We start from the raw sequence: 25,141 nt of genomic DNA, 5'->3' as shown, positions 1-25,141 counted from the left end.
GGTAGTTACAACAGGGGTAATCGTTACAACAGCGCGGTCACATCATGCCTCACCGGCACCGCTGATGTCATCGCGCCCCCGCGCAATGTGGTTGCGCCCGGCGTGATGTCACCGCGTTCCGGCCGCACGGTCACCCGCGTCGAGCAACTCCGCCAGCCGTGGCCCGATCTCGGCCAGCGCCGGTGGCGAGGTCATCTGATCATGCACCACCGCGACCGGCCGATCACGCACCGTGCCGTCGACATACGGGGCCCAATTCGCCGCCGCCGCCTCGTGTCCGAGCGCGCTGAAGTACTCGAGCCTGCCGCGGAACACCGCTGGACGGTGCTCGGCGATCAACTCGGCCGAGCGCACCGCGCTGCGATAGATCCGGCGCACCCGTTCGGGAGTGAGCACGGCCATGTTGGCCGGGATGATCGCGTGCAGCGCGGCCAGTGCGTCCTCGCTGAGGTCGCGCACGCCCGCGGCGGGCAGCGCCGCGCTGATGTCGACGCCGAGTTCGGCGAGTGCGTCGCGGACCGCGGTGTGGAAATCGGGGACGTCGATATCGGGATGGGAATCCAGCATCGCCAGCAGCGACACCTGCTCCCCCGCCGCCTGGAGTTCGGTGGCGACGGCGTGGGCGAGCACACCGCCGAGCGACCACCCCATCAGCCGGTACGGTCCGTGCGGTTGCTTGGTCCTGATCTCGGCGGCGTAGCGGCGCGCCATTTCGGCGAGCGTGCCCGGCAGATACCCCGCCTCGCTCAGGGCAGGCGACTGCAGGCCGAAGATCGGCCGCCGTGCCGGAATGTATTGCGCCAGCCCGGCATAGCACCAGGACAGCCCGTACATCGGGTGGATGCAGAACAGTGCGCCGCCCGCCTCGGTGCCGTGCGGTACCCGGTTGCGGATGGCCAGCAGGACACCGAGGGCGTCGTCGGATTCGAGGTCGGCGGTGAGGTCGTAGTCGCCGCCTGCGGACTGGGTGGCGTCGATCCGGTCGGCCAGCGCGGCGACGGTGGCGTCGGTGAAGAACCACTGCACCCGCACCTCGGCGCCCACCCTGGTGCGCAACCGGCTGATCGCCTTGGTGGCGACCAGGGAGTTGCCGCCGAGTTCGAAGAAGTCGTCGTCGAGGCCGACCTTGCCCGCGCCGAGCACCTCCGCGTAGACCTCGGCGACGGCACGCTGCAACGGCGTGGTCGGCGGGCGGTAGGCGCGGGTGGTGAAGGCGGGGACGGGCAGGGCGTTGCGGTCGAGCTTGCCGCTGGCGTTGAGCGGCAGCGACTTCAGAGTCACCAGGCTCGCCGGAACCATGTACGACGGCAGTGCCGCCCTGGCATGGGCGAGCAAGGCCGATTGGTCGAAACCGGCCGTGGTGGCGCCACTGTCGATCGAGTAGCCCTCGGGGCGAGCCGACGCTCGAGCTTGCTCGAGCGGCGCCTCGGCGGGCACGACGTAACCGACCAGCCGATCACCCGTCGGGCCGTGCGCCAGCGCGACCGCGGCGTGCCGGACACTGTGATGGTCGCGCAGGACAGCCTCGACTTCACCGAGTTCGATGCGCTGACCGCGCAGCTTCACCTGGAAGTCACTGCGGCCCAGGTATTCCAGGCTCTCGTCGGCGGTCAATCGCACGACGTCGCCGGTGCGATAGAGCCTGCCGCCGCCGGGATGGGCGACGAAGCGTTCGGCGGTGAGCGTGGGGGCACCGAGGTAGCCACGGGCCAGCTGCACACCTTCCAGGTACAGCTCCCCCGCGGTGCCGGGCGGGACCGGCCGCAGCTGACGATCCAGCACATGCACGTGCGTGTTGGCGACCGGTACGCCGATCGGAATGCCCACGGCGGGACCGGCTTCGGCCTGCGCCGCGGTGACCACGGTGGCTTCGGCGGGCCCGTACCAGTTGACCAGCGTCGCCGCCGGTAGCACCTGAGCGAACCGGCGGGCGGTCGAGGATGTCAGCGCCTCGCCCGCCGCGAATACCCGCCGCAGCGAGGGGAATTCGCCGCTGCGGCGATCGGCGAGGAAGGCATCGAGCATCGACGGCACGAAATGCACGGTGGTCACGGCGCGTTCGGTGATCATCTCGGCCAGGTAGGCCGGGTCACGGTGACCGTCGGGGGCGGCGATCACCACCGTGGCTCCGGTGTGCAACGGCCACAACAACTCCCAGGTGGAGATGTCGAAGGTGACCGGGGTCTTGTGCAGGACCACGTCGCCGGGGCCGTGCGGGTAGGTGCGCTGCGCCCAGCGGAACTGGTTGACCAGCTGCCGGTGGGTCAGCATCACGCCCTTGGGCGTTCCGGTGGACCCGGACGTGTGGATGACGTAGGCGAGATTGTCCGCGGTCGGCAGCTCGAGATTCGCCGCTGCACCACTGACAGCGCCGATGTCGATGACCGGAAGGCCCGAGGCGGTCGTGAATCCGGCGGTGGCGAGCACACAGATCGGGGCGGCCGCGGCCAGCACCCGCTCGGTCCGTTCGGCCGGATGGTCCGGGTCGACCGGCACGTAGGCCGCCCCGGTCCGCAGCACCGCGTAGATCGCGGTCACCAGGTCGATGCCGCGCCGCATGGCGACCGCGACGAGCGTCTCCGGCCCGGCACCCCGGGCCCGAAGGGCGCCGGCGAGTTCGCGTGCGCGTTCGTCGAATTCCGCGTAGGTGTAGGTGGTTTCACCGTCGATCAGCGCGGTGGCGTGCGGTGTGCGCTTGACCTGCGCGTCGAACAACGACAGCAGAGTCGCCTCGTCGAGCAGTTCGGGCGCGTCGGTGGCATTGACCGTCGCCAGGGTCGCGCGCTCCTCCGCGAGCAGCACATCGATTTCGGCGATCCTGGTCTGCGGGCCTGCGGTGAATCTCGCCAGCAACATCGAAAAGCGTTGCGCCATAGCGTGTGCGGTGTCCTCGCCGAACACATCGCGCAGGTACTTCACCGAGACCCGGAGCTGGCCGTCGGCGACAACCTGCACGGTCAGCGGGTAGTGGGTGCCGTTGGCGGCGTCCATCCCGGTGACGGCGGCCGATCCGGACGCGGCCTGGGCGAGTCCTTCGCGGTCGACCGGGAACGATTCGAAGACGACGAGCGAATCGAACAGCGCGTCGATGCCGGCGATCTCCTGGATCTCACCGAGACCCAGGTAGTGGTGGTCGAGCAGCGCGGCCTGATCGTCTTGCAGCCCGCGCAGCAACTCGGCGACGGTATCGCCGGGACGCAACCGCACCCGGACGGGAATCGCGTTGAGGAACAGCCCGACCATCCGCTCCACACCGTCGAGCTCGGCGGGCCTGCCCGAGACGGTGGCGCCGAACACCACGTCGTCGCGATCGACCAGCCGGGCGATGAGCAGACCCCATGCCGCCTGCACCACGGTGTTCACCGTGACGCCGAGGCCGGCGGCGAGCTCGCTCAGCGCGGCGGTGTCGGCCGGCGAGAGCGCGAAGCCGGTTTCACCTGTGCCCGTGGCGATCTCGCGGCCCTGATCGACGGGCGCGAGCGGCGTGGGCTCGGCCAGGCCGGTGAGCGCGGTACGCCATGCCGTCCTGGCGGCTTCGAGATCCTGCTCGACGAGCCAGGCCAGGTAGTCGCGGTAGGGCGCGACCAACGGCTGCCGCCTGCTCCGACCGCCGACCACGTACGCGGTGAGCAGTTCCTGCAGCAGCAGTGGCGTGGACCAGCCGTCGATCAGGATGTGATGGCTGGTGACCAGCAGATGCGCGGTCGCGGCGGTGCGTACCAGGGTGAACCGCAGCAGCGGCGCGGCGGCCATGTCGAAGGGCGCGGCCAGGTCGGCGGCGCGAATGCGCTGGTAGGCGGCGTCGGCCGCGTCCCGACCGGCGGGCACGGAGGCGGCAGCGGAGCGTGACCACGTAGGGCCCTCGGAAGAGGCGCCATCGGTCACTGTGTCGATGACCTGCCACGGCACGTCGATGTCGTCGAGCACCACCTGCAGCGGGGTGCCCGCGGCGTCGGTGGCGAACGCGACGCGCAGGTTGTCGTGCCGGTCGAGCACGGCCTGCGCCGCCTCGTGCAGCCGCTCGGCGTCCACGGACAGATCGAGGTCGAGGACGAACTGGGTGATGTAGGGGTCGACCGAGTTCTCCGCGAGCAGCGCGTGGAACAGCATCCCCGACTGCAGCGGGGTTACCGGCCACACGTCACTGAGCAGCGGGTAGCGGCGGGCCAGGCGCGTCAATTCGGTCTGGCCCAGCCGCACCAGCGGGAAGTCCGACGGCGTGAATCCGCCCGCACCGGGCCGCAATCCGTGTTCGGCGAGTCCACCGAGTGCGCGGATCCAGTGTTCGGCGAAGGTTTTGACCGCGTCCGCGGTGAGTACGGCGGTGGCGAAGTCGAATCGGGCGACCAGCCCGTCGTCGGTGGCGTCGACGGTGAGCACCAGTGCCAGGTCGTCGGCGGCGACATCGGTGTGCACACGCGCCGGGCGCAGGTCGCGCAGGCGCACCGCGAATCGGCCGCGGTCCAGCGCGCGGACACCGTCGGCGGTCTCGGTGTCGAGGTAGCGGAGCAGGCCGAAACCGGCACCGTGGGCGGGGACCGCGCGGCGCAGTTCCTTGATCTGGGCCAGGGCCGTCCCCGCGGCGGGACCGCCGACGAGCGCGTCGGCGACATCGACCCCGTCCAGGCGCAGTGCCAGCGGATAGTCGGTGGTGAACCCGCCGACCACGTTCTCGGCGTCGGGCCTGCCGAGCAGACGCTGGTCGGCGCGCAGCCGCACCACCGTGCCGATCACCCGTGCCACGGCGGTGTCGGCCGCGGTGTGCAGGGCCAGCGCGGCGGCGGTGAGCAGCACCTCGTCGACGGTGGCGCGGTAGGCCTCGGCGACCGTGCGCACCGCGGTGGTGCCCTCACCGGTGATGCTCAGCGAGACCCGGTTGCGCTGGTGCAGATCGGCGGATTCGCCTGCCCTGGAACGGATCGCGCGATGCCAGTACGCACGTTCGACGCGCGCCGCGGCCGTGGACGGGTACTCGGCGAGCCGCCGGACCAGGTCGCCGAGTCCGGCATCGGGGGCGGCGGGTGCGGCGTGGCGGCCGCGGCTCCATGCCGAGGTCAGCTGGTCGACCACCGCGCGCCACGAACTCTCGTCGAGGACAAGGGCATTCGCGACGACGACCAGGGTGGCCGAGCTACCGGCGTCGCCGGTGAGCACGAAGTGGATATTGCGGCCCTCGTCCGGGTCGAGCGCGGCGGCGGCCGCGGCGACGATGTCGTCGACGGGCAGCGAGGACTCACCGTCTGCGGAGTCGAGCCTGCGGAAGGCACCGCCGGTGCGTTCGTCGGCAGGCGGGATGCGCAGCACCGGAGTGTCGCCGGTGCGGTCGAGCAGCGCCCACAGCATCGGATGCTGGTTCATCACCGCGGCCACGGCAGCCGCGACGGCCGCGTCCGGGCAGTCGGCCGGCACCTCGAGCACCACCGCGCGGGGTTCGACCGCGGTCTCGCCCGCTTCGGTGAGCTGAGCGGCGGTCGCGGTGAGCGGGAGCGAGGCGGACGGGGCGCTCGGTTCGACGGTGATTTCGGCGCGTCCGGCGAGCGCGGCGACGGTGCGCGCGTCGAACAGGTCACGTGGTCGCAGCGTGACTCCGGCCGACGTGGCCCGCGACACCACCTGGATGGCGGTGATGCTGTCGCCGCCGAGGGCGAAGAAGTCGTCGTCGAGACCGACCCGGTCGTGGCCGAGGACGTCGGCGATCACCCGTGCGATGGTCTTCTCGGCGAGGGTGCGTGGCGGGCGGTATTCGCCGCGGTCGGCCACCGGGTCCGGCAGCGCGCGCCGATCCAGCTTGCCGACGGGGGTCAGCGGAATCTCGTCGAGGACGACGATCGCGGCGGGCACCATGTAGCCGGGCAGCACCTGCCCGGCGAGCGCGGTGAGCTCGGCGGTGTCGAGATATCCGCCGTGGTCGGCCATGACATAGGACACCAGCATGGTCGAGCCGGTGCCGTTGTCGCGGCCGAGCGTGGTGACCCAGGCGACGCCGGGTGCGGCGGCCAGCACGGCGTCGATCTCCCCGAGTTCGATGCGCAGACCACGGATCTTGACCTGGAAGTCGTTGCGGCCCACGAATTCCAGGACATCGCCACGTCGGCGGACGAGGTCGCCGGTGCGGTAGAGGCGCGCGCCCGCGGGCCCGAAGGAGCCACCCACAGCGGAGACTGCCGCCTGGCCCGCAGAACCCGGGGTGGGAGCGGACCCGGTGGACACGGGGCCGAAGGGGTCGGCGATGAAGCGTGATGCGGTGAGAGCGGGGCGTCGGTGGTAGCCGCGGGCCAGTTGGACGCCGCCGAGGTAGAGCTCGCCGGTGACGCCTTCGGGGACCGGGCGCAGACGTTCGTCGAGGATCAGGGCGCGGATGCCACGGATCGGGCCGCCCATGTGGACGGTGTCGCCGGGGTGCAGCGCGTCGCTGATGGAGGTCATGATGGTGGTTTCGGTGGGCCCGTAACCGTTGTGGAAGTGCCGCTGGGGCAGCGTGTTCCAGCGTGCGGCCAGGTCGGCGGGTACGTGTTCGCCGCCGACGATCAGGGCGCGCAGACCGGGGACGCCGTCGGGGTCGAGGGTGGCCAGGACCGAGGGGGTCAGGAAGGTGTGGGTGATGCCCTCGGAGCGGATCAGCTCGGCGAGTTCGGTGCCGCCGACGGATCCGGCGGGAGCGACCACGAGGGTGCCCGCGCCACCGATGGCGAGCAGCAACTCCAGCATGGACGCGTCGAACGACGGTGAGGCGAAAGCCAGTGCGCGCGTGGTGGAGTCGAGGCGGTAGCGCTGTTTCTGCTCGGCGCAGAAGTTGGCGAGTCCGGCGTGGGTGACGACGACGCCCTTGGGCAGGCCGGTCGAGCCGGAGGTGTAGATCATGTACGCGGCATTGCCGGTGTTCGACGGGGCGCGCAGTTCGATTTCGCGCAGGCCGACGGTCGCGCAGCCGGCGATCTCGGCGGTGAACGCCCGATCGTCGAGCGCGACCCAGCCGCCGTCGCCGGGCAGTGCGGGCAATCCGGCGAGTTCGGCGACGAGGGTGATACCGAAGACAGCACCCGAGTCGGTGACCATGTGGCTGATCCGCTCGGCGGGGTAGCCGGGGTCGATCGGCACGATCACCGCGCCGGTGCGCGCGATCGCCCACACCGCGAGCACCGATTCGACCGAGCGCCGAATCGCCACGGCGACAGCGACTTCCGGACCAGCGCCGCGAGCGATGAGACCGCGGGCCAGCTGGTTGGCGGCGGCGTCGAGTTCGGTGTAGGTGAAGCCGCGACCGTCGCCGCGCAGGGCGATGCCGGTCGGATCGGCGCGCACCGCGTCGTCCATCAACTGCGCGAGCGTGCGTTCCGGCTCGGCCGCCGGGCCCGCGAACGTGGTTTGCGCGCGGAATTCGGCGGGGTCGAACAGGTCGATATCGCCGACGGCGAGGTCGGGATCGGCGGCGACGGCGGCGAGCAGCCGGACGAAGCGCTGACCGAAGCCGCGTACGGTCGTCGCGTCGAACAAGTCTGTCGCGTAGCTGAATTCGGCGTGCATGCCACCGTTGTCCTGTTGCTCACGCACAGTGAGCAACAGGTCGAACTTGGCCTCGGCGGTGCGAGCGTCCAGCGCGCCCACCGTGATCCCCGGCAGTGCGAAGGCGACCGGGGCGAGGTTCTCGAACGACAGGGCCACCTGGAACAGCGGATGCCTGCCCGCCGACCTGGTGGGCCCGATCGCGTCGACCACCCGCTCGAACGGGACGTCGGCGTGGGCGAAGGCGCGCAGATCGGTATCGCGGGTCTGCGTCAGCAGCGCGGTGAACGGCTCGCTCTCGGTGATCCGGCTGCGCAGCACCAGGGTGTTGACGAACATGCCGACCAGATCGTCGAGCTCACGGGCGCCACGGCCCGCGATCGGGGTGCCGATGGCGACGTCGTCGGTGCCACTGAGCCTGGCGAGCAGCACCGCGAGCGCGGCCTGCACGACCATGAACACCGTGACACCCTGCGTGCGGGCCAGGCCGGCGAGCTCGGCGTGCAGTGCGGCGTCGAGCTCGAAGGTGCTGGTGGCGCCGGCGAAGGACTGCACCGCCGGGCGTGGACGGTCGGCGGGCAGCGCGATTTCCTCGGGCAGACCGGCGAGCTCGTCATGCCAGTAGGCCAGCTGTGCGGCAGCCGTGGAACCGGGGTCGGCTTCGTCGCCGAGTGAGTCCCGTTGCCACACCGCGTAATCGGCGTATTGCAGCGGTAGCGGCGACCAAGCGGGCGGCGCGCCTGCCGTGCGCGCGGTGTAGGCGAGGACGAGGTCGCGGGTGAGCGGGCCCATGGAGAAACCGTCCGCGCTGATGTGGTGGGCGACGAAGACCAGCACGTGGTCGTCGGCGCCCAGGCGCAGCAGTCGCAGCCGGACCGGCGGCTCGGCGGTGACGTCGAATCCGGTGGCGACGGTTCGGCGCACCTCGTCGGCGAGGTCGTCGGGGGCGAGTTCGACCGGTGTCAGGTCGACGTGCACCGCATCGGGCGCGAGCACATCCTGAACCGGCACGTCCCCGCGCGCCGGATAACGGGTGCGCAGTATCTCGTGCCGGGCGAACAGGTCGCCCACGGCGAGACCGAGGGCAGGCAGGTCGAGGGCGCCGGTGAGGCGGATCGCGGCCGGGATGTTGTAGACGGTGGCGTCGGGATCGAGCCGGTTGAGCAACCACATCCGCTGCTGTGCCAGCGACAACGGCACCCGCTGCGGGCGCGGTCCGGCGAGCAGCCGCGCCGTGGTGGCTTGCGCCGACCGGTGCACGCGCAGTGCGAGATCGGCCACTGTCGGCGCCTCGAACAGCAACCGGACACCGACCGCGCGATCGAGCGCCGTCCCGATCCGGGCCGCCGCCCTGGTGGCGAGCAGCGAGTTGCCGCCGAGGGCGAAGAAGTCGTCATCGGCGCCGACGGAAGCGACACCGAGGATCTCGCCGTAGACCTCCGCGACCAGCTGTTCGGTGGGGGTGGCGGGGGCACGGAAGGTCGCGGCCTCGAAGACCGGCGCGGGCAACGCCTTTCGATCCAGCTTGCCGTTGATGGTGTACGGCAGCTCTTCGAGGACAACGAAGGCGTCGGGCACCAGATACGTCGGCAGCTTGTCCCGCAGCGCGGACTTCAGCTGTGCGACATCGAGATCCGCGCCGACCACATAGGCGACCAGCCGATCACCGAAGTGCGCGTCGGTGCGGGCCAGCACCGCGGTCTGCGCCACCCCGGGCAGCCCGAGAAGGACAGCTTCCACCTCGCCGGGCTCGACCCGGAATCCACGGATCTTCACCTGGAAGTCACTGCGGCCCAGGTAGATCAGCTCGCCGCTCGTTTCGCGCGCATGACCGGGCTCGCCCTGTATCGGAGCGACTTCGGCGAACCTTTGCGCCACTGTCGAGTCGATCGCGGGAACACCGGTGGTGCGGGCGACGAGGTCGCCCGTGCGGTACATGCGCGCGCCGGGCTCGAAGGGGTCAGCGACGAAGCGTTCGGCGGTCAGTGCCGCCCTGCGCAGGTAACCGCGAGCCAGCTGGATGCCGCCGAGGTAGAGCTCGCCCCTGATACCAGGCGCGACGGGACGCAGGCGCTCGTCGAGGACGTAGACGCGGCTGTTCCATTCGGGGGCACCGATCGGAACGGTCAGTACATCGGCGGTGGTGACACGGTGGTCGGTGATCGAGACGGCGGCCTCGGTGGGGCCGTACAGGTTGTCGATCCTGGTGCCGGGCAACGCCTCGAGCAGTCGCTGGGCCAGTGCGGCGGGCAGGGATTCGCCGATCGCGAGGATGCGGGTCAGCCGGGAGCTGGCGGCCTCGGCGCGAATCGCGTTGTGCGGGTCCGATTCCCGGTAGCCGTCGCGAGAACCCTCGGTGTCGGCGGACCTTCCGATCTCACTATCGAGCCCCTGAGCTGCCTGCCCACCGTGCGAGCGTGACTCCCAGTAGCCCGCCAGTGCGTCGAGCAACGAAGGCACGGCGGTCAGGGTGGTCACGCCCGCATCGGTGATGAGGGCGTCCAGGTAAGCCGGGTCGCGGTGGCCGTCGGGGGCGGCGATCACCAGGCGGCCACCGCAGACGGCGGCGGACCAGAATTCCCAGACCGACAGGTCGAAGGTGGCGGGTGTCTTCAGCAGGAAGACATCGGACGCCGTCGTCCCGAATTCACCACGGAGCCACTGCAACTGGTTGATCACCGCCGCGTGCGGCACCGCAACGCCCTTGGGGCGACCCGTAGAGCCGGAGGTGAAGATGACGTAGGCGGTGTTCTCCGGGTGCAGCGGTGCACGGCGGTCGGCGTCGGTGATCGGGCTGGGATCGGCGGCGGCGATCACTGAGTGGTCGACCCGCACCACGGGCGCGGCGTCGGTGCGGAAACCATTGGTGAGCACGCAGATCGGGGCGGCCGTGTGGAGGATGTAGTCGGTGCGATCGGCGGGCTGATCGGGGTCGATGGGCACGTAGGCACCGCCGGACCTGGTCACCGCGTACATGGCGACCACGAGATCGATCGAACGCGGCAGGGCGAGCGCGACCAGCGACTCCGGACCGACCCCGATCGAGATCAGGTGGCGCGCGAGCCTGTTCACCCGCGAGTCGAACTCGGCGTAGGTGAGCTCGAGGCGACCCTCTGGCAGATCGGCGACGAGCGCGACGGCTTCGGGGCGGGCGACCATCGGCAGGTCGGCGAGCGTTCCACCGGGAACAGCGAGATCGGCCGCACCGCTGACAATTTCGGATGCGCGCTCAGCGACGGTACGCAGGTCGACATCGCCGACCACCACGGCGGGCTCACGCACCACCGCGTCGAGCAGCAGCGTCAACCGGTCGGCGAAGGCCGTCACGGTCGCGGCGTCGAAGAGGTCGGTGGCGTAGGTGAAGAAGCCCTCGATGCCGGTGGGCGCGCCGTCGGCGTCGTACCCGTCGCCGACGATCAGGTGCAGATCGAATTGCGACACCGCGAGTTCCGCGGCGACCGGCGCGATCCGCAAGCCGGGCAGCTCCAGTTCGGCACGGTCCACGTTCTGGAAGGACAGACCCACCTGGAACAGCGGATGACGCGCGGTGGAGCGCGGCGGATCGAGCACTTCGACCAGTCGCTCGAACGGAATATCGGCGGCGGCGAACGCGGCGAGATCGCTCGCGCGCTGGGCGGCGAGCAGCTCGGCGAAGGTGGCGCCACCGTCGTAGCGGGTACGCAGGACGACGGTGTTGACGAACATGCCGATCAGCTCGTCGAGTTCGCGCTCACCACGCCCGGCGACGGGAGTACCCACCGCCACCTCGGCGGCACCCGAGAGCCGAGCCAGCAGCACGGCGAAAGCGGTGTGCAACACCATGAATACGGTCGCGCCCCCCGCGCGCGCGATCTCTGCGATCGCGGCATGGGTAGCGGCATCGATGCGCACCGGCACCCGACCACCCGCGAGTGAAGCGAGGGCGGGACGCGGATAGTCGGCAGGCAGTTCCAGCAGATCCGGCAGGTCGGCGAGTTCGGATCGCCAGAACGAGAGCTGCTGGGCCGCAGCTGATTCCGTGTCGTCCTCAACGCCGAGCCGGTCCAGCTGCCACAGCGCGTAGTCGGCGTATTGCACCGGGAGCGGGGCCAACTCGGGAGCGCGCCCGGCGGCCCGTGCGAGGTAGGCGGTGGTCACATCGCGCACGAGCGGCGGCATCGAGGAGGCGTCAGCGGCGATGTGGTGCACCACGACGGCGAGCACGTGCTCGGTGGGCGCGTCGGGCTCGCTGCCGGTGATGTCGAGCAGCCGGACTCGCAGCGGTACCTCGGTCGTCACGTCGAACGCGGTCGACGCGAGCGCGGTCACCTCGGCGACCACAGCGGCCGAGGATCGAGTCGATCCGTCGTGCGCCGCCCCGCCGGGACGCCCAGCCGTTGCCGGGACTTCGCGGGTGGCGGCGTTCGGTGACGCGGGCTCAGCCGCCGTCCGCCCGACACCGATTCGATGAACGGTGAAGTCGAGGTCCACCTGGTCGACCGCCAGGATCTGCTGAATCGGGCCGTCGGCGGTGTCGGGGTAGATCGTGCGCAGAACCTCGTGGCGGGCGAGTACGTCGCGCAGGGCGGTGGTCAGGGCCGCGACATCGAGGGTGCCGGTCAGGCGTAGCGCGAAGGGCAGGTTGTAGGCGGCGGCTCCGTCGTCGGCGCCCTGGTCGAAGCGGTTGAGGAACCACATGCGGCGCTGGGCGGGCGAGAGGGGTAGCGCATCGGGGCGGGGCCGGGTGCCGAGGCCGCTGGTCGGTTCCGTCACCGCATCGGGGTCGAGGACCGCGGCGAGTCCCGCGACGGTGGGGGTTTCGAAGAGGGTGCGCACGGCGACGCGACCACCGGTGGCGGCGCCGAGACGGGCGACCAGGCGGGTGGCGATCAGGGAGTTGCCGCCCAGCGCGAAGAAGTCGTCGTCGGCGCCGATGTCGTTGCGGCCGAGAACTTCCCCGAACAGACCGGCGACGAGCCGCTCCTGCGCGGTGCTCGGCGCCCGGAACGCCCGTGCGGTGAAGCTCGGCGCGGGCAGTGCCTTGCGGTCGAGCTTGCCGCTCGGGTTGAGCGGCAGCTCGCCGAGCACGGTGATCGACGCCGGAACCATATAAACCGGAAGGGTTTTCGAGGCGGCCGCCCGCAGCCGGTCCGGCTCGGTGACATGGCCGGGGGCGGGCACCACGTAGGCGACCAGCTGGTCGCCCAGCTCGGTGGAGACAACCAATGCCACTGCCTGGCTGACGGATTCGTGCGCCAACAGCGCGGTCTCGATCTCGCCGAGCTCGATCCGCTGACCACGGAACTTCACCTGGAAGTCGATGCGCCCCAGGTAGTCGAGCCGGTGGGGCGCGTTCGAGCTAGGCCGACGCCACACCACGAGGTCGCCGGTGCGATACATGCGCGCGCCCATCGCGGGATCGGATCCAGACCCGCTGCCGAAAGCCGAGGCGAACGGGTCGGCGACGAATCGATCGGCGGTCAGGCCGGGTCGCGCGACGTAACCACGGGCGAGCTGATCTCCCGCGAGATAGAGCTCCCCCGCGATACCGGGGGGTACCGGCCGCAGCCGTTCGTCGAGGACGTAGACGCGAGAGTTCCACTGCGGCAAGCCGATCGGCACCGAACGCTCGCCCGGTCGCGCAGGCCAGTAGGTCACCGAGACAGCGGCCTCGGTCGGGCCGTACAGGTTGTGCAACCTGGCCGAGCTGATCGCGGCCACGGCGTCGACGGTCTCCGCGGGCAGCGCCTCACCGATGACGAAGATCTCGCGCAGTGACTCCAGGTCGACGTGGCTCCCGGACCCCGCTGCTGCCTGCGCGGCGAACATCGTGAGCATCGACGGGACGAAGTCGGTGACGGTGACCTTGTGCTCGCCGATCAGCTCGATCAGGTAGGCGGGGTCGCGGTGACCGCCGGGCGTGGCGAGCACCAGTTTCGCGCCGACGCGCAGCGGCATGAAGTAGCCCCACAGCGACACGTCGAAGGTGGCCGCGGTCTTCTGCAAGTACACATCACCCAGTGCGAGTGGGTATTTCGCCAGCATCCAGACCAGCTGGTTGTGGATGGCGGCGTGCGAGATCGCGACGCCCTTCGGCTTGCCGGTGGAACCCGAGGTGAAGATGACGTAGGCCGGGTGGTCGGGGTGCAGCGGAGCGCGCAATTCCGAGGCAAGGACCGGATCACCTGGCACGCCCGCGACATCGAGTTCGTCGAGCAACAGCAACGGGGTCCCTGGCGCGACGGCGATGGCGTCGGCACGGGTGCTCAATACGCAGGCGGGCTGGGCGGTGTCGAGGATGTAGGCGACGCGCTCGGCCGGATGGTCGGGATCCAGCGGCACGTAGGCGCCACCGGCGGTGAGCACCGCGTACATGCCGATCACCAGGTCGGGTGAACGCCGGATAGCCAGGCCGACAAGGCTTTCCGGGCCGACTCCCTGTTCGATCAGCAGTCGGGCGAGGGCATTCACGCGCGCGTCGAACTGACGGTAGGTCAGCTCGGTGTCGGCGTAGACCAGCGCGGTGGCGTCCGGATGCATCTGCACCGCATGGCGATACGCGTCGAGCATGGGTTCCGGCGGCACCGGATGGGCGGTCTCGTTCCAGCTCACCAGGGTCTGCTCACGCTCGACCTCGGTGAGCAGGTCGAGCTCGGCGATCGCGAGATCGGCGTCGGTGGTGACCGCATCGAGCAGGCGGGTGAACCGGGCTGCCAGGGTTTCGATGGTGTCGGCATCGAACAGATCGGTGGCGTAGTTGAACGACGCGGCCATCGGCTCGGCCGGATCGGTGCCGGGCACGATCGTGAGCTGCAAGTCGAAACGTGCTACCGCACCGCCGAATTCGACAGCCGTGGCGTCCAGGCCGGGTAGGCGCAGGTTCGGCAGGTCCAGGTTCTGGAAGAACAGGGCAACCTGGAACAGCGGGTGATGGGCCTGCGAGCGAACCGGATCGAGCAGTTCCACCAGGCGCTCGAACGGCAGGTCCGCGTGGGCGAAGGCGGCGAGGTCGGCGCGTTTGGTCGCGCGCAGCAGTTCGGCGAAGCTCGCGCGCGGGTCAAGGCGCGAACGCAGCACCAGCGTGTTGACGAACATGCCGATCAGGTCGTCGAGTTCGCGGGCACCGCGCCCGGCCACCGGGGTACCGATGGCGATGTCGTCGGTGTGCGCGAGGCGACCGAGCAGCACCGCGAACACCGCGTGCACGACCATGAATTCGGAGGTGCCGCTGCGCTGGGCGAGCGCGGCGAGCGCGGTGTGCACCGGCGCCGGGATCTGGAAGCCGAATTCGGCACCGCGGCCGCTGAATACGGGCGGACGCGGGCGATCGGTGGGCAGGTCGAGCCGGTCCGGCAGACCCGCGAGCGCGCTACGCCAGTGCGAAATCTGTTCGGCGGCAACCGAATCGGGGTCGGCTTCGGAACCGAGCAGTTCGCGATGCCACAGCGTGTAGTCGGCGTACTGCACCGGCAGCGGCTGCCATCTCGGCCGCGAACGGTTGCGACGAGCGAGGTAGGCACCGAGCAGGTCACGCAGCAGCGGTGCGACCGAGGCACCGTCGGCGGTGATGTGATGCAAGGCCACGGCGAGCACATGATCGTGCTGGCCGAGCTCGGCCAGCGCCACCCGGAACGGCACACCAGCGGCGACATCGAAACCGGTCCCCGCGAATTCGGCCAGCCACAAAGGCAATTCGTCCTCGGTGAGCGAGTCGACCAGCACATCCGGCACCGCATCCGCCATCGGCAGGACAACCTGGTGTCCGGCACCGTCGACCACAGCGCCGTGTCCGTCGCGGGGCGTCGCGACCTCACCCAGCGCACCCGCAACCCCATCGTCCACAGCAGCGCGCGACCCGGCGCCGCGCGCATGCTCGGAGGCGTTGAATACCGGGTACCACGTGCGCAGGGATTCGTGCCGGCCGACCAGGTCCGACAGCGCCGCGTGCAGCGCGCGAGGGTCGAACGGTCCGGACAGGCGCAGCGCGAACGGGATCGTCTCGGCTGTGGAACTCGGATCGAATTGGTTGAGGAACCACATCCGCTGTTGCGCGGGCGAGAGCGGAATCAGCTCGGGACGCCCGCGAGGTGTCAGCGGCGCGTGCCCGCCCGCACCCTTCAGCGGCTCGAGCAGCACGGCGAGTCCCGCGACGGTGGGACTTTCGAAGACATGCCCCGCGGGCACCCGCGCCGAGAGCTCCGCACCGAGGCGCGCCGCGGCCCGGGTGGCGAGCAGCGAATTGCCGCCGAGGGCGAAGAAGTCGTCATCGGCGCCCACCGGGTTCGCCGGCGCGAGCAACTCGGTGAAGATGTGCGCCACCAGCTCTTCCATCGCACCGGAGGGCGCACGGAATTCCTCGGCGCGCAGGGTCGGTGCGGGCAGCGCGGCCCGATCGAGTTTGCCGACCGGCGTCAACGGAATGGTGTCGAGCACGGTCAGCGCGGTCGGCACCATGTGCGCGGGCAGACCGGTCTTGGCATGCTCGAACAGCTGGTCGGTGTCGATTCGCGCGCCGGGTGCGGCGTGTACGTACGCGGCGAGAATCGTTGTGCCGTTGTCGAGTTCGTGCCCGATGGTCACCGCGAAGTCGACAGTGCTGTGCTCGGTGAGCACGGTGTCGATCTCACCCAGCTCGATCCGGAAACCGCGCACCTTCACCTGGAAGTCGTTGCGCCCCACGAACTCGATCGCACCGTCCACCCGGCGACGCACCAGGTCGCCGGTGCGGTACATCCGCCCATCGCCCCCGGCGAACGGATCGACGACGAAGCGCGAGGCGGTCAAACCAGGCTGACGGTGGTAGCCGCGCGCCAACCCGCTACCGGCGATGTACAGCTCGCCGATCATCCCGTCGGGCACCCGGACCAAGCGCTCGTCGAGCACGTACTCGGTCACCCCACGCATCGGCGCGCCGATGTTCATCGTGTCGCCGACCATCAGCGGCGCGCTGATATTCGTCACGATGGTGGTCTCGGTCGGGCCGTAACAGTCGTGGAACCGGCGCGAATCCGTGGCCCAGCGCCGGATCAGGTCCGGCGGGCACGCCTCGCCACCGGTGGTGACCACGGCCAGCGCGTCCAGCCCGGCCGGATCGAGCGAGGCCAGCGCGGCGGTGGTGATGAACATGTGCGTGACGGCGTCGCGACGCAGCACCTCGGCCAGCTCGGCGCCGCCGAGAATGCCCGCGGGCACGAGCACCATCGTGGCCCCGGCACCCACCGCCATCAGCAGTTCGAGGACGGCCGCGTCGAACGAGGGCGACGCGAAATGCAGGGTGCGCGAGGTCGGCTCGATCGCGTAGTGCGCGCGCTGCTCGGCGCAGTACCCGGCCAGCCCGGCGTGCGTCACCACCACGCCCTTGGGCAGGCCGGTGGAACCGGAGGTGTACACCACGTAGGCGGGGTGCTGTAGCCGCAGCGGGCGCACCCGGTCGGCGAAGGTCACCGGATCACCGGGCTGATCGTCGGTGGCGCGACGCACGGCGTCGTCGTCGAGACACAACCACTCGAGCGCGCCGGGCAACCGGTCCACCGCCGCACCGACCGCGACGCCGAGCACCGCACCGGAATCGCCGAGCATGTGACTCACTCGCGCGGGCGGATAGTTCGGGTCGATCGGCAGGAACGCCGCGCCCGTCTTGGCCACCGCCCACATGGCCAGCACCGATTCCGGCGAACGCGCAATGCCGAGGGCCACCACGTCCTCTGGGCCGACACCACGGGCGATCAGCAGCCGGGCCAGCCGGTTGGACCGTTCGTCGAGCTCGGCATAGGTCCAGTGCACCGGCGCGGACACGCCGTCGTCCCACGACAGTGCGAGGCCGCCCGGGTTGGATTCCACCGCCACCGACAGCAGTTGCGGCAGCGACTTCCCGCGCTGCCGGGCACGGGCGCCGGACGCCCGGTTTGCCCGGGTCACGACAGTTCCATCCGATCGTCGGAGTCGACTTGCCGTTGCCCGGTCATGCACACCTCGTACCGATATCGACGCGCACTGCCACGTTCGCGCACCGCGCGCGGACCAGTCAGTGTTCGTTCCACCTATCCATCCATCCCGACCACCGTGCGCCGCTCGTGCGGCGGCCCGGCGTTGCCGATCATCTCACTGAGCGCGACAATCCTCGCACCGGTCCCGTCACCGGGTTCGGCGACGGCCACCGCGGACTCGGTGAACACGTGACTCACCTCGTCCGCACCCCCCTGGTCGGCCCCCATCACCAGCGTCGCACCCGCGATCGCGGCAGCGACAATCTCGAGCACGCCCGCCACCGAATCCGGTCTGCCCGTTGCGCGCGTGCGTGATTCGAAGGTGAGCCCGGTGCGCTCGGCGACCTGCTCGGCCGCGGTCGCCAACTCGTCGTAGCTGCGCGTGCGGCCACCGCCGACGAAGGCCACGTCGTCACCGCGCAGGGCGCGGGTGCGGTGGGCGTAGCCGATCGGGCGCGGTGATTCCGCGGCCAGTTCGGCGCGCAGCGCCGGGTCGGCGAGGTCGTACCAGTCCAGGCCGTCGGGGGCGTCGAGGATGTCGATGGTCAGGCCGAGTTTCACCTCGAGGCTGCCCGGCAGGGCCGCGTCCATCGTCATCAGCGGCACCACCGCGGCACCGGCCTTGAGCACCGCCCAGGTCGCGATCGCCGCGTCAACCCCGCGGTCGAGACGGACCGCGACTCCGGTGCCGGGTCCGGCGCCGCGGGCGATCAGCGAGCGAGCCAATTGCGAGGAGCGGGCGTCGAATTCGGCGTACACGATCTCGGATCCACCCAGATCGAGGGCGGGCGCGTCCGGGTCCTCCTCCACCGCCGAGGCCAGTTCCTGCGCCAGCGCGGCACCGTTGGCCGACGGCGCCGGCGCGTAGGCCGCGGCGGTCAGTTCGCGTTCGCGTTCTCTGGCGTCACGCAGGTCGATATCGCCGACTCGCATCGCGGGATCGGCGACGACCGCGGTGACGATCTCGGTGAGCCCGCGCGCGAAAGCCGCGACCGTGTGCTCGTCGAAAAGGTCGGTGGCGTAGGTGAAGACGACGCCGATCTCGTCGGGTTCGCCGGTCGTGGACAGGCGCGGTTCGACATTGACCTGGAGGTCGAACTTGGCGGGGCGGGCCGCGAGGTCCATCGCCTCGATGGTGAGGCCGGGCAGGCGCAGCACGGGTGTCTCGTTGTTGTGGAACGAGAGCACCACCTGGAACAGCGGGTTGTGCGACACGGTGCCGGTCGGGGCCACCTCCTCGACGACGCGCTCGAACGGCAGGTCGGCGTTGGCGAACGCGGCGAGGCCGACTTCGCGTGCGGCGCTGACCAATTCGTCGAATCCGTGTCGCGGGTCGACTTCGGTGCGCAAGGTCAAGGTGTTGACGAACATGCCGACCAGGTCGTCGAGTTCGGGTTCGCCGCGGCCGGCGATCGGGGTGCCGATCGTGATATCGGTGCTGCCGCAGATCCGGGCGAGCAGCACGGCCAGTGCCGCGTGCACGACCATGAACAGCGACGCGTTGTGCCTGCGGGCGATCTCGGCGAGGCCGGCGTGAACGTCGGCGGGCAGGGTGGTGCTCACGTCGGCGCCGCGCAGCGAGGCGTGCGAGGGGCGCGGATGGTCGTGCGGGAGTTCGACCGTGCCGGACTGCCCGGACAGGGTGTGCCGCCAGAATCCCAGCTGCCTGGCGGCGGTGGAATTCTCATCGGATTCCGAACCGAGTACCTCGCGCTGCCACAGCGCGTAGTCGGCGTACTGCACGGGCAGTGGCGCCCAGGCGGGTGAGCGGCCTTCGACGCGGGCCCGGTAGGCGATCACGAGGTCACGGGCCAGCGGAGCGAGCGAGGCACCGTCGGCGATGATGTGCTGCACCACCACGGCGAGCACATATTCCTCCTCCGCGAGCGGGTCGTCGGCGGGGGAGGTGAACAGCCCGGCGCGCAGGGGAACTCGCTCGGCGACGTCGAAACCGCCTGCGAGCAGCCGGATTACCCGCTCGCGCGGATCGTCGCACTCCTCGAGCGCGAGGCCGTTCGGCAACACCGCGCTGACAGGCAGGATCTCCTGGTACGGAACGGCTTGGGCGTCATCGGCCGGGAACCGGGTGCGCAGTGCCTCGTGCCGTTCGAGCAGGTCGGCGACGGCGTAGCGCAGTGCCGAGGTGTCGAGCGCGCCGCGCAGCCGCAGGACCAGCGGGATGTTGTAGGCCGGTGAGTCGGGGTCGATGCGGTTGAGCAACCACATCCGCTGCTGCGCGGGCGAGAGCGGAATGACGCCACGATCCTGCGCCGGGATCAGCGGCGGTCGTGGCGCGGCCACCGAACCCGGGCGAACGCGGGCGGCGAGCGAACCAACGGTCGGCGCCTCGAACAGGTCACGCACCACCAGATCGGTGCTGAGCGCATGGTCGATGCGGGCGATGGCCCTGGTGGCCAGCAGCGAGTTGCCGCCGCGGTCGAAGAAGTTGTCGTCGAGGCCGATCTCGGGCACGCCGAGCAGGGTCGCGAATACTCCAGCCACGCTCAGTTCGATAGGAGTGGTCGGCGCGCGGAAGGTGGTGGCGGCGGTGAACTCCGGTGCGGGCAGCGCGGCCCGGTCGAGCTTGCCGTTGGTGGTCATCGGCAGTTCCGGTACCACCACGACCGCGTCGGGAACCATGTAGCCGGTGAGGAATTCGGCGACGGCGGCACGCACGTGCACCGGGTCGAGGGCGGTGGCCACGCGATCGGCGGGCCCGGTGCCTTCGCCGGCGGACGCCGCATTGCCATCGCCACGTCCGAAGCGCGCCCCGACCGGGCCCTTCGCCACGGCGACAGCGGGTGCGCTGGAGTCCACCACCACACCTGTGGCCGCGACAACGTAGGCGATCAGGCGGTCACCGGCGTGCTCGTCGGCGCGCACGATGACCGCGGACTGCCCGACGCCGGGGACGCGCAGCAGAGCGGCCTCGATCTCGCCCGGTTCGATCCGGAAACCGCGCAATTGGACCTGTTGGTCGCCACGGCCGCCGTATTCGAGGGTGGGGGTGCCGCGGAACCCGATCCAGCGGCCGAGGTCGCCGGAGCGGTAGCGGCGGGCACCCGGCTCGCCGAACGGATCGGCGACGAAACGGGTGGCGGTGAGGCCCGGCTTGCCGAGGTAGCCACGCGAGAGCTGGTTGCCCGCGATGTAGAGCTCACCCGCCACGCCGAAGGGCACCGGGCGCAGACGGTCGTCGAGCACGACCACCGACAACCCGGGCAGCGCGCGGCCGATGAGGCTGCCGGGTAGTTCGGCGGCATAGTCACGCCGCGCTACCTCCGCATCCGATCCTCCGCTGTGGTCGGAGTCGGCACCAGCTCCCGCCCGGTCGGCCACGAGTTCCGCGGTCCGCGAGGTCAGGACCTGGTGGGAGACATGGACGGTGGTCTCGGTGATGCCGTACATGTTGACGAGTTCCGGTGCGCCCGCGCCGTTTCCGTAGCGGTCGTACCAGCGGTTGAGCTTGCGGGGGTCCAAAGCCTCGCCACCGAAGACCACGTAGCGCAGCGGCAGCGGTGTGGCGCCCGCGGCTTGCGCCGCACGGTCGGCTTCGTCGAGTTGGGCGAAGGCGGTGGGGGTCTGGCTCAGCACCGTCACGTGTTCACGGGCCAGCAGTTCGCGGAATTCGATCGGCGAACGGGAGGTCAGGTGGTCGACGACGACGACCGACGAGCCACCCGCCAGCGCGCACCACAGTTCCCAGACCGAGAAGTCGAAGGCGAAGGAGTGGAACACCGACCACACATCGTCGACGTCGAAGGCGAACAGCAACTGGGCGTTGGCGAACAGCTCGAGCACATTGCGATGGGTCACGCCGACGCCCTTGGGCAGGCCGGTGGAGCCCGAGGTGTAGATGACGTACGCGAGGTGATCCGGGCGCAGCGGGGCGCGGCGTTCGCCGGGATGCAAGGGGGCATCGGTGTAGACGGGTTGCTCGTCGAGCAACACCACGGGCAGGTCGGCCAGCGGTGTCAGCAGTTCGCGCTCGGCCGGCGGGGTCAGCAGTTCGCGCTCGGCCGAGGTGGTCAGCAGCACAGCGGGTTTCGCGTCCGCGATAATGTAGCCGAGGCGCTGCGCGGGGTAGCCGGAGTCGATCGGCAGATAGCCCGCACCCGACAGGAGCACCGCGAGCAGCGCGACCGGTAGTTCCTCGGTGCGCGCAACAGCGACGGCCACCAGCTTTTCCGGGCCCGCACCCTGCGCGATGAGCGCACGGGCGAGAGCCGATGCCCGGCCGAGGAGGTCGGCGAAAGTGCGGGACCGCTCCCCCGCCCTGATCGCGATCGCCTCGGGCCGCTGATGCGCCTGAGCGGTGATCAGGTCGGCGAGGGTCACCTCCGGAACCGCGGTGCCGGGCGAATGGCCTTCGCGCAGCACGAGTTCACGCTCACCGGGGGCGAGCACATCGATATCGCCGACCGGCTGTGCCGGATCGGCTATCACCGCGGCGAGGACCCGCGTCCAGCGGTCGGCGAAGTCGGCGACCGTGGCGCGGTCGAAAAGGTCTGTGGCATAGACGAAAGTGGCCGCCATGCCCTGCGGTGCGCCGTCCGCGCCGATGCGTTCGGCGAGCTCCACCTGCAGGTCGAACTTCGCCAGCGGCACCGTGAAGTCGGCGGCCGAGACAGCGAGGCCGGGCAGCGCGAGGTCGGTGCGAGCCAGGTTCTGGAAGGTCAGCATCACCTGGAACAGCGGGTGCCGCGCGGTCGAGCGCACCGGCTCCAGCAGATCGACGAGCCGCTCGAACGGCACATCGGCGTGCCCGAACGCCGCGAGATCGCGCGCTCTGACCTCGGCGAGCAATTCGGCGAAGTTCGCCGCCGGATTCACTTCGGTGCGCAGGACCAGTGTGTTGACGAACATGCCGATGAGCTCGTCGAGCGCCTGTTCGCCGCGACCGGCAATCGGGGTACCGATCGCGATGTCGCGGGTGCCGGCGAGCCGGGCCAGCAGCATGGCCAGCGCGGTGTGCACAACCATGAACAGCGTGGCGTTGTGCTCGCGGGCCAGCGCGGACAGGCCGGCGTGTACCGAGGCGGGTACCTGAACGCTCAGCGACCCACCTGTCCGGTTCGACACGGCGGGACGCGGCCGGTCGGTGGGCAGTTCGAGCTGTTCGGGCAGGCCGGACAGGGTCTTTCGCCAGAAGGCCACTTGCGCGGCGAGCAGCGAATCCGGGTCGTGCTCGGCGCCGAGCAGTTCGCGCTGCCACAGCGTGTAATCGACGTACTGCACCGGCAGCGGCGGCCACTGCGGCGCACCGCCTCCGCGCCGTTCGGCGTAGGCGGTGAGCAGATCCCTGGTCAGCGGCGCGAAGGAGAACCCGTCGGCGGCGATGTGGTGCACCACGCAGACCACGACGTGCTCGTTGTCCGAGAGGGCAAGCACCCGCACCCGCACCGGCGGACCGGCGGTGACGTCGAAGCCGGTCAGCGCCGCGGCCCCGATCGCCTCGGTGAGCCCGTCCTCGGCCACCTCGATGACCTCGAACTCGGGCATCGCGGCGGGGTCGCCCGCCGCCAGCACCAGCTGGTGACCTTCGCCGTCGAGCACCCCGCCGAACCCGTCGGAACCGACGCCGTCGGACACCGGATACACCGTGCGGAGCACTTCGTGGCGGGCGATCAGGTCGGCGATCGCGGCGCGCAGGGCGGGCAGGTCGAGGCGGCCGGAGAGGCGGACCGCGACCGGGATGTTGTCCACCGCCGACGCGGGATCGAAGCGGTTGAGGAACCACATCCGTTGCTGTGCATACGACAGCGGCACCAGCGCGGGGCGCGGACGCGGTGTGAGCGGGAGCGCGTGCGCCGTAAGCCGTTGCTGCTCGGCCCGATTGGCGAGTGCGGCGACCGTCGGCGCCTCGAAGACCGCCTGCACCGGCACCCGCACGTCCAGCGCGGCACCGATGCGGGCGACCGCCTGAGCGGCGAGCAGCGAGTCGCCACCCAGTTCGAAGAAGTCGTCGTCGGCGCCGACCCGGCCCGCACCGTCACACAGCAACAGCGCGGCGAACACATCGGCCACCACCTGTTCGGCCGGGGTGGCGGGCGCGCGGAAGCCGCGCGCGGTGAACACCGGCGTCGGCAGCGCGGCGCGATCGAGCTTGCCGACCGAGGTCAGCGGTAGCGCGTCGAGGACCATGATGACCGACGGAATCATGTACGCGGGCAACGATTCCGCGAGGAATTCCGCCAGCGCCCCGGTGTCGACTGGGTGGCCGGCGCGCGGCAGCACATAGGCGACCAGCGTCGTCGCGCCCGATGACATCGTCTTGCCCAGCGTCACCGCGTAATCGAGGTCAGGATGGGCGGTGAGCGCGTTGTCGATCTCGCCGAGCTCGATCCGGAAACCGCGCACCTTCACCTGGAAATCGGTGCGGCCCAGGTATTCCAGCGTGCCGTCGTGTTCGAATCGGCGCACCAGGTCGCCGGTGCGATACAGCCTGCCCGGCCCGAACGGCGAGGCGATGAAACGTTCCGAAGTGAGCCCCGGCCTGCCCAGATACCCCTGCGCGAGCGCGGGGCCGGAGAGGTACAGCTCGCCGACTACCCCGGCGGGCACCGGCCGCAACCGCGCGTCGAGCACGTACAGGCCCATGCCGGGCACCGCGGTGCCGATGGTGATCGGCGCGTGCGCCCGCAGCGCCGCGGTGCTGGTGGCGAGGATCGTGGCCTCGGTGGGGCCGTACCCGTTGTAGAACGCACGCCCGCCGGTTGCCCAGCGGCCGACCAGCTCCGGACCGAACCGGTCGCCCGCGACGATCACGGTGGCCAGCTCCGGCAGCCCGGCGGGGTCGACGGACTCGAGCGCGCCCGGGGTGATCAGCAGGTGGGTGATGCGTTCGCGGCGCAACAGGTCCGACAGTTCGAAACCGCCGAACACCCGTGGCGGCGAGATCACCAGCGTCGCACCGACACCGAACGGCAGCAGCAGCTCGAGTACCGACACATCGAAGTTCGGCGAGCAAACATGCAGCACGCGCGAATCAGGTTCGACCCCATAGTGTTCGCGCTCGGCGGCGACCAGTGTGGCCAACCCGGTGTGGGTGACCACGACGCCCTTGGGCTTGCCGGTGGAGCCGGAGGTGTAGATGACGTAGGCCGGATGTCGTTCGTCGATCGGGCGGACCCGGTCGGCGTAGCTCACCGCGTGCCCTGGCCGCACGGCGATACGTTCGGCGACGACGGGGTCGTCGAGTTCGATCCAGTACGCGGTGGTGCCGAGGCAGGCGCGATGGGCCGCGGTGGTCAGGCCGATGGTCGCGCCGGAGTCGGCGACGATGTGGGCGATCCGGTCGGCCGGGTAGGCCGGGTCGACCGGCACGTACGCGGCGCCGGTCTTGGCGATGGCCCACACCGCGAGCACGGATTCGATCGAGCGGGCGATGGCGATCGCGACGACGTCGCCCGCGCCCATGCCACGGTCGATGAGTTCACGTGCCAGGCGCGAGGATTGCTCGTCGAGCTCGCGATAAGTGCGGTGTTGTTCCGCGCCGGGCATCCCGGTCGGGTTGTAGCGCAGCGCGATCGCATCGGCCGCGGACTCGACGGCGGCCGTGAGCAGCTGACCGAACAACGGTGCGCCGGTAGCACGTCGGCGGCCTGCACGGCCCGTGCGGCGGGGGGTTTCCACAGACCAATACACCTCTCGCGTCCGGCGGCCGAGTCGGA

3 protein-coding genes are annotated in these 25,141 nt (G+C 70.5%); all 3 read right to left on the bottom strand.

The genetic code is table 11. The annotated features are described in order from the left end of the window. Positions 1 to 108: 108 nt before the first annotated feature. The 3 genes from ACTWPB_RS03795 to ACTWPB_RS03785 are packed head-to-tail and all read right to left on the bottom strand — an operon-like array spanning position 109 to position 25,103. Complete coding sequence (locus ACTWPB_RS03795; protein ID WP_446224340.1) at positions 109 to 17,400, bottom strand: amino acid adenylation domain-containing protein; 17,292 nt, start codon at positions 17,398 to 17,400, stop codon at positions 109 to 111. Beyond that, positions 17,397 to 17,522 (bottom strand): hypothetical protein, encoded by a 126-nt coding sequence (locus ACTWPB_RS03790; protein WP_446224339.1) that lies wholly within the window; start codon positions 17,520 to 17,522, stop codon positions 17,397 to 17,399. The genes ACTWPB_RS03795 and ACTWPB_RS03790 overlap by 4 nt, the downstream gene beginning before the upstream one ends. Continuing rightward, positions 17,523 to 25,103: an amino acid adenylation domain-containing protein gene (locus tag ACTWPB_RS03785; protein WP_446224338.1), complete on the bottom strand. Its 7,581-nt coding sequence runs from the start codon at positions 25,101 to 25,103 to the stop codon at positions 17,523 to 17,525. It abuts the gene before it with no gap. Positions 25,104 to 25,141: the final 38 nt, after the last annotated feature.

This window comes from Nocardia sp. IBHARD005, from assembly GCF_052814245.1.
Note: the sequence above shows the minus strand (reverse complement) of the source record. Positions and strands in the feature narration are given on the sequence as shown.